Below are 12,915 nucleotides of genomic sequence, written 5' to 3'. Positions count from 1 at the left end.
GATCCACTGCCGTCATGGCGAGCCGAAGGCGAAGCAATCCGGACGTTCGTTCACAGACCCGGACTGACGCTACCCGACTGAACGTCATGGTGACGGCCGGTAGACCCAGAGTTCTGCCGGCTGTTGCGATCGCGCCCGTACTGCAAGGAAGAGACGATCCAGCTCCGGGACGTAAAGCGAAGTCCGCGCCCCCGACACGGTCGGGATGTGCCCAATGCGGCGGTAGCTGGTATCGTGCGACTCGAACACATCCAGGAAGCCGTCTCCGCAACTCACGTAGACCCGATGCCGCTTCGCATCCGCGAAGACATCATCGGCATCTCCGCAGGTCGATGCGCTCGCAACATTCGCACCATCGGGTATCGAGAAGGCGACCAGCATCGCCGGCTTCCTGAACACCACGATCACCTGCCGCGACGCGTCGTCGAGCGCCATGGGGAAATTGCTGCCCAATGCGCCTGTCGACCATTTCGCGAGCGTCCCGCCGTTGTTGCGGTCGACCACCTCGACCGCGTGCGCATCCGGAACATTCACGAAAACCCGGTGCCCGCCGCTCTCGAGACGGAAGCTCTCCGGGTGACCGTCAAGAGTCATGTCGGCGATCTTGCGATTGCTCTGTGCATCGATGATGGCCAGAGCTCCGTTACCGTATCCAACGAACACTCGCTGCCCTGCAGTATCGATACGGATGTTGTCCGCGTCCTCTCCGAGTTTGATGCGTCCGAATTCCTTGAAATTCGCCCCTCGAAAAAGCCGCACCGATCCGTCCCCCGCATTCGCGACATAGAGCACGTCGTTCGAGGATGCGTAGCCGACACCCTGTGGCGCTTTCAGCCCGGTGATCCGATCGAGAACCTTTTTTGCCTCGAGATCGACAATTCCCACGCTGTCATTGCCGAGTTCCGCTACGAAGAGATGCCGGCGGGAGAGATCGACCGCCATATGGTCGATCCGGCCGACGACACGGCCGAGCGATATCTTCGTTTCGAGCTGAAGCGGTGCGGGATCTGCAGCGTGCCCACCTGACATGCCGACCACTGCCAGCAGAGCCGATATCACCGGTATCGTGAAAGCTCGGACATCAGGGCGTCGCATCGCTTTTTCCTTCAGGGCTTTGCGATCTTCATGTCGTCGAGCGCGGCGCGCAGCCCGGTCGCAAGTTTGCGGGCGTCGTCATTGGCCCAGAAGTGCATGAAGAACAGGCGCGGCTCGTCGGCGAGCATGTGGTTGTGCAGCACCGTGACCTCGATCCCGTTCGCGTGCAGGGCCCGGATCACCGGGTTCACCTCGTCGGCCGTGAGCACAAAGTCCCCCGTGATGGCCGCTTGGCCGGATCCCGTGGGCTGGAAGTTGATGGCGATCGCCGAGCCCATCGCGTCGGGCACCTCCATACCTGCCTCCTTCGGCCTCTCGGCCCGGGGCACGCTCACTTGGTAGACGCCGCCATTGACCTTGCCCGAGCGCCCGAGCGCCTGATCGATGGCCGCCGTGTCGAGGTCGATCCTCTGCTCGGCGGATCCGGTCGTGGCCGCCTGCGCGGCGGCGTCCGCAGGAATCCCCGCGGTCTCCGCCCCGAACGGCGTCTGGCTCGCCCCAAGTGCACCGTTGAGCGTTGTTGCGAGCTGGGCCGGCGCACCGTGCCCCTCGACGTGTATGTAGAACGGGTTTGGCGCGGCGCGCAGCAGGTGGTTGTGGAGGGCCGTGACCGCGATGCCGCCCGCTTCCAGGCGCGCCATCACCGGAGCGATCTCGTCCTGCGTGAGCACGAGGTCGCCCATGACCATCACCTCGTTGCCGATCGGCTTGAACGCCAGCCAGGACCCGAGCGCGAATGCCGGCCTGAGCTCCACCCCATCGAGGGTGACCTTGAGATCCGTTCGGGGCAGGCCCACCCGGTAGACGCCGCCCGGCATTTCGGTGCCCGGCTTGCCGAGTCCGGTGGCGATCTCCTGCTGCCAGGCCTCGGCCGCGAGGGCTGGACCCGCTGAGATCAGGCTCAGGGCTGCGATTGTGGTCAGGATCCGCATCGTGCTCTCCTTCACCGCCCCCGATGGTTGACTGCGTCCATACCGGTGGACACTTGATGTTGTTGTGGCATCTTCCGAAGAGTTCCCGTCTGAGATGCCGGACTCGCCTGCAAAGCAGCCGGAGCGAGACTTCGGGCTTCCGATCGCATCAAATCGCCCGTGCGAGGTAGAGAAGGATCCCGGCCCCGGAGCTTGTCGCGAGCGTCGGGATCATGCCGGCCTTAAACTGGAACATCGCGACAGCCGTCGCGATCGAAAGCAGCAGGGCGAATGGCTCGAGGCTGGCAGGCACCGGGGCGTCGAAGGAGAATCCGTAGCCGCGTACCGGCCACGTCTCCCGGAACAGCGTGTGGACGGCGAACCAGACCGCAAGATTCAGCACCACGCCTACGACCGCAGCCGTGATCGCCGACAAGGCTCCGTGCAGAGCCTGATTGCCGCGTAAGATCTCGATGAACGGTGCGCCCAGGAAAATGAACAGAAAGCATGGGACGAAGGTGACCCAGGTCGCGAGCAGGCCACCGAGAGTCCCCGCTATCAACGGAGGCAGGGGGCCGGGATCCCGGAACGCCCCCATGAAGCCCACGAACTGGAGGACCATGATCAAGGGACCGGGCGTGGTCTCGGCCATGCCAAGACCATCGAGCATCTCGCCCGGCGCAAGCCAGCCATAGGTCTCGACCGCCTGTTGGGCCACATAAGCGAGCACCGCATAGGCGCCCCCGAAGGTCACGACCGCCATCGTCGAGAAGAAGACGGCGATCTGGCTGAAGACGTTGCCGGAGCCGAGCGTCGCCAGGAGCGCAGCAACTGGAATGAGCCACAGAGCCAGGCAGAAGGCTGACACGCGTAAGGCCCGCGTGACCGTCGGGCGGGCGTGGTCCGGAAGTTCCTCGCCTAAGAGGGTCTCGGAATCCGCGACCTCCTTACCGCCCGATGAAGAGCCATGGCCGCCCCCGACCTGAAAGGCCGATACGCCGGCGCGGCCGCCGATGAAGCCGATCACGCCGGCCGTGAGCACGATGATCGGGAACGGGATGCCGAAGAAGAAGATCGCGACAAAGGCCGCGCCAGCGAGCGCGACTAGGCTGCGGTTCTTCAGCGCCTTCGAGCCGATCCTGACCACTGCCTGGAGCACCACGGCCAGCACCGCGGCCTTCAGGCCGAAGAACAGGGCCGAGACGATGCCAACCTTCCCGAACACGGCGTAGACAATGCTGAGCGCCAAGATCGAGACAATGCCCGGCAGCACGAACAGCACGCCTGCCAGGAGGCCGCCTGCAGTCCGGTGCATCAGCCAGCCGATATAGGTGGCAAGCTGCTGTGCCTCGGGGCCGGGCAGGAGCATGCAGTAGTTCAGGGCATGCAGGAAGCGCTGGTCTCCGATCCAGCGCTTCTCTTCGACAAGGATGCGGTGCATGACCGCGATCTGCCCGGCAGGGCCGCCGAAAGAGAGCGCGGCCACCCGCGACCAGACCCGGAAGGCCTCGCCGAAAGTGACGCCATGCGAATGGCTCTGGGCGCTCGACACCTGCACCGCGGTAACGGCGGGCGCGCTCATCGTGCGCTCTCCAGCACGCGCCGCGCCTGCGGCTTCGATGTCGGCCAGTTATGGGTCTCGTCGGTCGCATCCCGGCACCAGCGATAGAACGCGTCGTAAAGCGCCATTCCGGCTTCGAGCTGGGCGAGGTCGTCCGAATACATGCGAGAGAGGCCGAGCGAAGCGGCCAGCAAGCCGGGCGCTTCGGGCGCGTGGTCGAGCCGAGCCGTGTCAGCCCCGCGCACGATGGCGGCGAGCCTTCGGAGCGGCTCGGTCGTGAGGCCGAACTCCTCGACCATGACGTCGAAGGTGCAGAACTCGGCGCGATGGCTCCAGAAGACGTCATCACCCTCGATGTCGAACGGTGTCGCGCCGAAGCGCTCGGCCACTCCCGTCACTTCCGAGGGGGTGACGAACAGGAAGACGGCGCTCGGGTCCACGAAGCGGCGAATGAGCCATGGGCAGGCGATACGATCGATTTTAGGGCGCGAGCGGGTGACCCAGACGGTTCGCCCCTGCGCATCGCGCGATGGGAGCCTGTCCTCCGGGACCATGGGAAGCCCGGCCTTGGCCCAGCCGAGCGCGCCACCCTGGAGAGTCTCGGCGGGCACGCCCGCGTGCCGGAGCCAAGCCGCCACGCCCTCGCTGAGCTTCAGGCCTTGTTGGCAAATAACCACCGCCGAGCGCCCGACGAACGCGGAAGCCCACTCGCCGACCGTGTCGAAGGGACGGCGGACCGCGCCTGGAATCACGCGGGGATCGGCGGCGAAGTCCTCGTCGGTCCGGACATCGATGAGCGCCGGGCAATCCGGCCGGCCGATGAGACGCGCGAGTTCTTCGGTAGAGATGATGTTGATCGACGACATGATGCGTCCTCGCCACAGGAGAGCTGGACGCGATGCTTGGGCATGTCGCCTCGTGGGGAGATCGCAATCCCCATGGCGGAATTAGAGGACCGCACGACGGTGCGTGTCAAGCGTCGAATTAGAGTTCGATCGCAGGCCAGTACGTGTGGCTGGTTCGCCGTCGCGAATGCCGTTCGCAGCAAACCTACAGAGCCAGCTTGTAGCCGATGTGGCTGTCGACGAAGCCGAGCTTTTCGTAGAAGCGGTGGGCGTCAGGGCGCTCCTTGCCGGTCGTGAGCTGGATCAGACGACAGCCCCTCGATTTGCATTGAGCAATCGCCCATTCGAACATCTGCCGACCCAGTCCCGAATTTCGGCGTGCGGCCGCGATTCGAACGGCCTCGATCTGTCCGCGCCATGCACCTTGACGGGAGATTCCGGGAATGAACGAGATCTGGAGAGTCCCGATCACCGTATCCTCTTCGGTCACGACGGCCAGAAGCTGGTTGGGATCGACACTGATTGCCTGAAACGCATCGGTGTAGGCCGAATTCAACGGAGAACCGGGGCTCTCCCGCTGCCGGCCCAAGGGATCATCGGCCAGAAGAGCGACAATGGCCGGAAGATCAGCAGCCTCGGCGCGGCGAAAGGCGATCTGCGTCATAGCAAAGGATACCTCGATCCGGGCAACTCACGATATTCCGGTCCGGCTACCACGAACAACTTCGATAGCGAAGAGGGGCAAAGCACGGCCCGTTCCGTGGCCATTGTCGTCATTGCGAACGAAGTGAAGCAATGACGGGATTGAGCACTGTTATCGGCTGTGCGTGGCTACCTATGACTCGCAATGGCTGCGTGAGCGCGATGGTGCACCTTCTGACCCAGCACCGCTCACAGCGTCAGTCCGCATCACCTCACAAACAAAAGGCGCAGGCACACCGAGCAAGCACGAACTCACCCGGTAGCCCTTGATGACGACAGACTTTACGCCTTGCGAGAACTTCGATCCGGCACCGCGTAAAGCTCCAGGCGATGGCCGACGATCCGATATCCGAGCCCTCGGGCAACCTCGTCCTGGAGACGTTCGATCTCCTCCGAGCGGAACTCGATCACCCGGCCTGTTTGCACGTCGATGAGGTGGTCGTGGTGCTTGTGCGGAACCTGTTCGTAACGAGCGCGCCCGTCCCGGAATTCGTGCCGCTCGATGATGCCGAGTTCCTCGAACCGCTTCATGGTCCGGTAAACAGTCGCGAGCGACACCCGATCGTCGTGCTCCACGGCACGCCGGTGCAGTTCCGGAACGTCCGGATGGTCGTGCGCCTCTGCGAGAATTTGCGCAATGAGTCTGCGCGGGCCCGTCAGCCGCAGGCCCTTGGCCCGGCATTGGGCTTCGATGCGGTTTATCATCATGCCACTCCTGGGGCTGCCCCCTTATGTAAGGACGAAATCCACCAGAAGCTTGACGTTGAGGGCCACGATTACGGCCGCGATGAAACCCGCAAAGGCGACGAGCCATGTCGGCGCGACGAGTTCTCCCATCTTCGATCGGCTCGCCGTGAACATGACGAGCGGAATGACGGCAAAGGAGAGCTGGAGGCTCAGGATTACCTGAGACAGGATCAGCAAGTGCGCGGTCCCGCTTTCACCATACCAGACGGTCACGATCGCCGCGGGGACGATGGCGACCATGCGTGTGACGAGGCGGCGCACCCACGGCGGCAGGCGGATCTCCAGGAATCCTTCCATCACGGCCTGGCCTGCCAGCGTCGCGGTAACCGTGGAGTTCAAGCCGCAGCACAGGAGCGCGATGCCGAACAGCGTCGGTGCAATGGCGGCGCCGAGGAGCGGCGACAGCAGGTTATGCGCCTCGCCCAGCTCGGCCACTTCGCTGCGGCCGGTGGCGTGGAATGCCGCGGCGGCGAGGATCAGGATCGAGGCATTGATGAACAGCGCAAACATCAGCGCCACGGTCGAGTCGATGGTCGCAAATTTCAGCGCCTCACGCTTCTCGGGGAGCGTTCTCCCGTAGGCGCGCGTCTGCACGATCGCGGAATGCAGGTAGAGATTGTGCGGCATCACCGTCGCGCCGAGAATCCCCAGGGCCAGATACAGCATCTCGGGGTTGGTCACGATCTCGCTCGTCGGCGCGAAGCCGCGGATCACGGCGCCCCAATCCGGATTGGCGAGCGCGATCTGGATTCCGAAGCACACGGCGATCACGCCCAACAGTCCGACGATCACCGCTTCGAGGTACCGGAACCCGAGCTTCTGGAGATAGAGGATGAGGAAGACGTCGAGCGCCGTGATGAGCACCCCGAGTTCAAGCGGGATCCCGAACAGCAGGTTGAGGCCGATGGCCGTGCCGATCACCTCCGCGAGGTCGGTCGCGACGATGGCGAGCTCGGCGAGAAACCAGAGCGGATAGGCAACGAGCCTCGGGAAAGCATCGCGGCAGGCTTGCGCGAGATCTCGTCCCGAAGCGATGGCAAGTCGCGCGCAGAGCGATTGCAGCACGATGGCCATAACGTTGGAGACGAGCGCGACAACGAGAAGCGTATAGCCAAACCTGGACCCGCCTGCGATCGAGGTCGCCCAATTGCCCGGGTCCATGTAGCCGACGGCGACGAGGTAGCCCGGCCCGAGGAATGCGGCGAGCCTGCGCGCCGGCGAGCCACCCCGCGGCACCGTGACGGTGCGATAGACTTCCGAGAGCGGCGCATCCCTTCGAGGGCGCTGCCACCCCGTTACGTCATCGTCGGCTAACCGGGGCGCCCGCGCGTGCATGGATCAAGCCCAACCGCAGTTGCAAATCATTTGCAATAAGATACACCGTCGATTCGGTTTGGGAAGACCTTCTGTGCGATCGATCGATATTTGATCGCAACGCAACCATCCGGTGCCTGCGGCAGTTTGCAGATCGCCCCGCCACACTCGATTGTGTCTCCTACCGGGCAGCATGCCTTCCCGCTCTCGCCCGCAGATCTCGGACTCATCTGGATGCTTCTTGCGCGAGGACGGGTGGTTCGCAGGATCGCAATTTAGGACGCGAACGCGTTAACGTGTTCAGCCAGGAAGCCATCCCGGCTGAGACGCTCGAGGGCCGCTCGAGGAGAGGCAGGCCCACCCGAACACTGCCGATCCAGCGTAGCAGGAAGATGTATGCTACCCTGCAGGAGACGCGATCATAGCCAGCGCCGGTCCTGCTTTAGCAAGCGGAACTTGGCTGCAACGCCGGATGCGCAAGGGACCCATAGCGCAGAAGAGACTGCACAGCATTGCCGCACTCTCCATGCCTTCAGGATGTCCGCCCAATGACGTCATTCTTCTCCCCCTATGCCCACGAGTTCGCCCGCATCGCGGCCTGCGTCCCGCAGATCGAGGTTGCCGACCCGGGCTCCAACGGCCAACACACCTTGGAGTTGCTGCGCCAGGGACACCGGGATCGGACCGTCCTCATGGTGTTCCCGGAGCTGGGGATATCGGCCTATGCCATCGACGATCTCCTGCATCAGGACGCGCTGCTCGACTCGGTCGAGGCTGCCGTTGCCGACCTCGTTATCGCCAGCGCGGATCTGCTCCCGGCCTTCGTGATCGGAGCGCCGCTGCGCTCACGTGGCTCGCTCTACAACTGCGCCATCGTCGCCCACGCGGGTCGCGTTCTGGGAGTCGTGCCGAAGGCGTATCTGCCGAACTACCGGGAGTTCTACGAGCGCCGCCACTTCTCGCCCGGTGCAGAGGTGAAGAGCCAGACAATCATAATCGCGGGATCGCCGGTTCCCTTCGGGATCGACCTCCTGTTCTGCTCAAGCGGGAGCTGCCCCTTCACCTTTCATGTCGAGATTTGTGAGGACATGTGGGTCCCGCACCCACCGAGCACCGCTGCTGCGCTGGCTGGCGCCGAGATCCTGCTCAACCTCTCGGCCAGCAACATCACCATCGGCAAGGCCGAGGATCGGCGCCTCCTCTGCGGATCGCAGTCAATGCGCTGCGTCGCAGCCTATGCCTACTCGGCGGCGGGCCCCGGCGAGTCGACCACGGATCTTGCCTGGGACGGCCATGCCGGGATCTTCGAAAACGGCATTCGGCTGGCCGAGACCGAGCGCTTTCCGCGACAATCCTCGATGGCGGTTGCCGATATCGACCTCGGACGCCTCCGCCAGGAGCGGATGCGGCGCGTCACCTTCGGGGATTGCGGCCGGGTGCTCGGGGTCTCGCCGAACGAGTTCCGGATCGTCTCCCTGTCTCTCGATGCACCCGCGGAGGCGCTGCCACTCCGGCGGCCCGTGGAACGGTTTCCCTACGTGCCGTCCGATCCGGGCAAGCTCGCCGAGAACTGCTACGAGGCCTACAACATCCAGGTCCAGGGACTTGCCCAGCGCCTCAAAGCGACCCGCACCGAGAAGGTCGTCATCGGCGTGTCCGGCGGCCTCGACTCGACGCAGGCTCTCCTGGTCTCCAGCCGTGCCATGGACCTGCTCGGACTGCCGCGCAGCAACATCCTCGCCTACACACTCCCGGGTTTCGCCACGAGCGAGAACACCAAGCGAAACGCATGGGCCCTGATCCGAGCGCTCCGCGCTACTGGCACCGAGATCGACATCCGCCCCACGGCGCGGCAGATGCTCGCCGACATGGATCATCCCTTCGCGCAAGGGGAGCCGGTCTACGACATCACCTTCGAGAACGTGCAGGCGGGGCTGCGAACCGATTACCTCTTTCGTCTCGCCAACCATAATCGGGGGCTGGTCGTCGGGACCGGCGATCTCTCGGAACTCGGGCTTGGCTGGTGCACCTACGGCGTCGGCGACCAGATGTCCCACTACAACGTGAACGCTTCCGTCGCGAAGACGCTCATCCAGCACCTGATCCGGTTCGTGGCCGCCTCCGGCGACGTCGATGCATCGACATCCGAGATTCTTCACGCCATCCTCGCAACGGAGATCTCGCCCGAGCTCGTGCCTCAAGGAGACTCGACGCAGGTTCAGTCGACCGAAGCCGCCATCGGCCCCTATGCCTTGCAGGACTTCAACCTGTACTACCTCACGCGCTACGGATTCCGGCCCTCGAAGATCGCCTATCTGTCGTGGAATGCCTGGCACGACGCTGAAGCGGGAGACTGGCCTTCGAATATTCCCGAGAGCGCCCGGCGCGCCTACGAACTCGACGAGATCAAGCGCTGGCTGCGGTTGTTCCTGACCCGCTTCTTCACGAACCAGTTCAAGCGCACCGCCATGCCGAATGGCCCCAAGATCTCGTCCGGCGGCTCCCTGTCACCGCGCGGGGATTGGCGTGCCCCCGCCGATGCGGGTCCTGGGATCTGGATCACGGAACTCGAAAGCGGCGTTCCGGAGGGAGAGCCGCCTCAGATCCTCGCGTAGCCTCACACGGTAACCTGGGTTCCCACCTCGACGACGCGCCCGGTCGGAATGCGGAAGAAGTCCGTGGCATCGGCTGCCGACTTGGCAAGGCCGATGAACAGCTTGTCCTGCCAGAGAGACATTCCCGAACGAGGCGAGGGGCGGATCGAGCGGCGGGAGAGGAAGAACGATGTCGACATGATGTCGAACTTGAAGCCTTGCTTCCGCAGGATGGCGAGGGCGCGGGGGATGTTCGGCGACTCCATGTAGCCATAGGCTATGCAAACTCGCCAGAAATTCTCGCCTACATTCTCGATCCGCACGCGCTCCTCGTCGCTGATCCTCGGCGCATCCGCGGTCTTTACGGTCAGCACGGCGTTCTTCTCGTGCAGCACCTTGTTGTGCTTGAGGTTGTGCAGAAGGGCGGGCGGAGCAGTGTCCGGATCGCTCGTCAGAAAAACGGCGGCGCCCTTCACCTGGTGAGGCTGGCTCTTCTCCAGCATGCCGATCAGCTCGACCAATGGAACATCCGCCTTGCGGGTCTTCTCGTAGAGAATGCGCGTGCCGCGACGCCAAGTCAGCATGACCGTGACGATGGCTGCGCCGACCACGAGCGGCATCCAGCCTCCTTGCGGAATCTTGAGGGCGTTGGCGGCCAGGAAGATCGTATCGACGAACAGAAACGGTGCGATCACGGCGATCGACGCCCAGAGTGGCCAGCGCCAGCATTTCCAGACCACGAAGAAGGCCATGATCGCCGTCACCACCATGGTCCCGGTCACGGCAATGCCGTAGGCATGGGCCAAGGCGCTCGAACTCCTGAAGGTCACAACGAGGAAGAGGACCAGCAGGAGAAGCAGAAAATTGACCCGTGGTACGTAGATCTGTCCCTTCTCGCTTTCCGAGGTCCAGCGCACCTGCATCCGCGGGAGCAGCCCGAGCTGGATGGCCTGCTGGCTGAGCGAGAATGCACCGGTGATCACCGCCTGGCTGGCGATGATGGTGGCAACGGTCGCCGCGAAGACCATCGGCAGGAGAGCCCAGTCCGGGTAGAGCAGGAAGAACGGGTTCTGGATCTTGTCGGGATCAGTGAGCAACAGAGCGCCCTGTCCAAAATAGTTGAGCGCCAGGCAGGGCAGCACGAGGCCGAGCCAGGCAACCTGGATCGGGCGCCGTCCGAAATGGCCCATATCGGCATAGAGCGCCTCCGCTCCGGTAACGGCCAGGAACACGGCTCCGAGAGCGATCAGCCCGGCTGTCCCGTGGGTGAGCAGGAACGCGACGCCGTAGGTCGGGCTGATGGCGGCGAGAATCGAGGGATCATCCATGATGTGGAGGAGACCGCCCGCCGCCATGGCAACGAACCACAGGGTCATGATCGGGCCGAACCAGGCCGCAACGCTCGCTGTCCCTCGGCTCTGGACGGAGAAGAGCGCGATCATGATCACGAGACTCGTGGGCACAACGTAATGCTCGAATCCGGGCGTGACGAGTTCCAGTCCCTCGATGGCCGACAGCACCGAGATGGCCGGCGTGATGATCGCATCGCCGTAGAACAGGGCAGCTCCGATCATTCCGAGCAGCGCGATGTGGAACATGTTGTGGCCCATGACCCGCTGCGCGAGCGCCATCAGGGTCAATGTCCCGCCTTCGCCGTTGTTGTCGGCGCGCAGGATGAACAACACGTATTTGATCGTGACGATGAAGATCAGCGCCCACAGGATCAAGGACACAATGCCGAACACCATCTCCCGGGTGACGACGCCTCCGCCCGCCGCGGCCGAGAGGGATTCCTTAAGTGCATAAAGCGGGCTCGTTCCGATATCGCCATAGACGACACCGAGCGTTCCGAGAGCCAGCGTCCAGAAGCTGGACGGCTGAGCGACCAGCGGCCGTGCTGCGGCCTCATCGGAGGCCGACGAGTCTTGCGCCGTCGCTGGCATCGTGTGTCCGGGTAGCATTGCTCTGTTCGATTCCCCGATCTCATCTGCACGTCGGATGCGGGTCGGTCGCTTTCGCAATCGACCGGATCAGCTCCATTCTCCTGAAGGGCGTGACGTTGCTGGGCGCTACGCCGTTTGCCTTCTGGAGTTGCGCCTGAACAAAGGCTCCGAGCACCGCCAGAGGCAGACAATCGTGCTGAAACTCGACGATGTCCTCGACCCAGTTCATCGCGAGCCCGCCCACTCCGATGGAGCAAGACCAGCGGGCATCATCCCGTGTCAGGCGATGGATGCTCCAGTCGGGGAGCTCCCACGCGATCAGCCACAGGCCCAATTCGACCCAGGCTTCTGCCTGGATCAGGCGCTCGACCTCCGCCTTCGGCGCAAGCGACGTCCCCAGTCGCGGACAAGCACCGCGCAGGACGGCCGACAGCAAGTCGGCATCGATCCGGTGGGCCGTCTCGATCCTGGCTAGAAGGCAGCCGAGGTGACGCTCCGAATTTCGTTTCGGCCACATGGTGCTCGTCCCGATGATCTTTGGTTGGCCATCGCGAGTTGCTCACGGGAGCGCCGTGACGGCCTACGCCAATGACGGATCGAGACATGGGCCAGCTCACATAAAGATGCGATGCGGGAACGAGGCCGCAGATCTAAAGAAAATATAAGGGTCCGGCCTGCGGATTGCGTCGTGCACGCCTCACACTGGAACCCATGCTGACAGGCGGGAGCCGTCACCCCGGCTCGGCAGGATGCTGGGCCAGGATCCTGTAAAATGCATCCGGTGTCCGCGCCTTCCGCAGACGCGTGACGACATCCGGGTCGTGCAGGCGGCGCACCACGCATGCCAGGGCATTGGGTGATTCACTGCCTTTGGGGACCTTCGGCAAGAGAACGACACAGACGAGGTCCACGGGGCGCGCGTCGATTGCATCGAAGTCCATTGCCCTCTGAAGACGTGCAAAGAGGCCGAAGGGCTTTTGCACCTCGGGCAGGCGTGCGTGCGGGATCGCAACTCCCTCGCCCATGCCGGTCGAGCCCAGTTCCTCGCGGGCAAGGAGCGCCCGGGCGATGGACGCGGCGTCGAGGCCGAAGGTCCCCGCAAGAAGCTGCGCGAGACCCTCGATCAGACTTCTCTTGTCCGCCGCACGGAAATCCACGACGACCCGCGCCGGCGTGATCAAATCCGAAACGTTCATGTCGATC

11 protein-coding genes are annotated in these 12,915 nt (G+C 63.9%); 1 reads left to right on the top strand and 10 read right to left on the bottom strand.

The features are described 5' to 3' along the window. Positions 1-84 precede the first annotated feature (84 nt). The 7 genes from BN1233_RS12715 to BN1233_RS12685 all read right to left on the bottom strand — a co-directional run bounded on the left by BN1233_RS12715 (position 85) and on the right by BN1233_RS12685 (position 7,196). On the bottom strand, positions 85-1,095 hold the full coding sequence (locus tag BN1233_RS12715) for a YncE family protein (protein ID WP_048709086.1): 1,011 nt from the start codon (positions 1,093-1,095) through the stop codon (positions 85-87). An 11-nt stretch (positions 1,096-1,106) separates the two neighbouring features. Further along, a complete protein-coding gene (locus BN1233_RS12710) occupies positions 1,107-2,027 on the bottom strand; it encodes a DUF1259 domain-containing protein (protein WP_046863990.1) in 921 nt (306 codons plus the stop codon). Between the two features lie 148 nt (positions 2,028-2,175). Then, positions 2,176-3,588, bottom strand: a complete 1,413-nt coding sequence (gene chrA / locus BN1233_RS12705) for a chromate efflux transporter (RefSeq protein WP_046863989.1) — start codon at positions 3,586-3,588, stop codon at positions 2,176-2,178. Continuing rightward, on the bottom strand, positions 3,585-4,433 hold the full coding sequence (locus tag BN1233_RS12700; RefSeq protein ID WP_046863988.1) for a chromate resistance protein ChrB domain-containing protein: 849 nt from the start codon (positions 4,431-4,433) through the stop codon (positions 3,585-3,587). The genes chrA and BN1233_RS12700 overlap by 4 nt, the downstream gene beginning before the upstream one ends. Before the next feature lie 184 nt (positions 4,434-4,617). Beyond that, complete coding sequence (locus BN1233_RS12695; protein WP_046863987.1) at positions 4,618-5,076, bottom strand: GNAT family N-acetyltransferase; 459 nt, start codon at positions 5,074-5,076, stop codon at positions 4,618-4,620. 320 nt (positions 5,077-5,396) lie between these two features. Next, complete coding sequence (locus tag BN1233_RS12690) at positions 5,397-5,822, bottom strand: Fur family transcriptional regulator (protein ID WP_197094592.1); 426 nt, start codon at positions 5,820-5,822, stop codon at positions 5,397-5,399. 21 nt (positions 5,823-5,843) lie between these two features. Next, entirely contained in the window at positions 5,844-7,196 is a 1,353-nt protein-coding gene (locus BN1233_RS12685) for an Nramp family divalent metal transporter (RefSeq protein ID WP_046863986.1), read from the bottom strand. Positions 7,197-7,723: 527 nt separating this feature from the next. On the opposite strand from BN1233_RS12685, the gene BN1233_RS12680 reads away from it, so the two are divergent. Then, positions 7,724-9,790 (top strand): NAD(+) synthase, encoded by a 2,067-nt coding sequence (locus tag BN1233_RS12680; protein WP_046863985.1) that lies wholly within the window; start codon positions 7,724-7,726, stop codon positions 9,788-9,790. 2 nt (positions 9,791-9,792) lie between these two features. Here BN1233_RS12680 and BN1233_RS12675 read toward each other — a convergent pair whose 3' ends face one another. From BN1233_RS12675 to BN1233_RS12665, 3 genes are all read right to left on the bottom strand, one after another. Next, on the bottom strand, positions 9,793-11,712 hold the full coding sequence (locus BN1233_RS12675) for a potassium transporter Kup (RefSeq protein WP_046864503.1): 1,920 nt from the start codon (positions 11,710-11,712) through the stop codon (positions 9,793-9,795). Between the two features lie 40 nt (positions 11,713-11,752). Further along, on the bottom strand, positions 11,753-12,229 hold the full coding sequence (locus tag BN1233_RS42840; protein ID WP_048709083.1) for a hypothetical protein: 477 nt from the start codon (positions 12,227-12,229) through the stop codon (positions 11,753-11,755). A 214-nt stretch (positions 12,230-12,443) separates the two neighbouring features. Next, the coding region (locus BN1233_RS12665; RefSeq protein WP_046863984.1) for a PTS sugar transporter subunit IIA at positions 12,444-12,915 on the bottom strand (472 nt) is incomplete at its 5' end.

The sequence above is a fragment of the Microvirga massiliensis genome, from assembly GCF_001006805.1.
Taxonomy (GTDB): domain Bacteria; phylum Pseudomonadota; class Alphaproteobacteria; order Rhizobiales; family Beijerinckiaceae; genus Microvirga; species Microvirga massiliensis.
The sequence above is the reverse complement of the archived record's forward strand: the minus strand, read 5'-3'. Positions and strand labels throughout refer to the sequence as shown.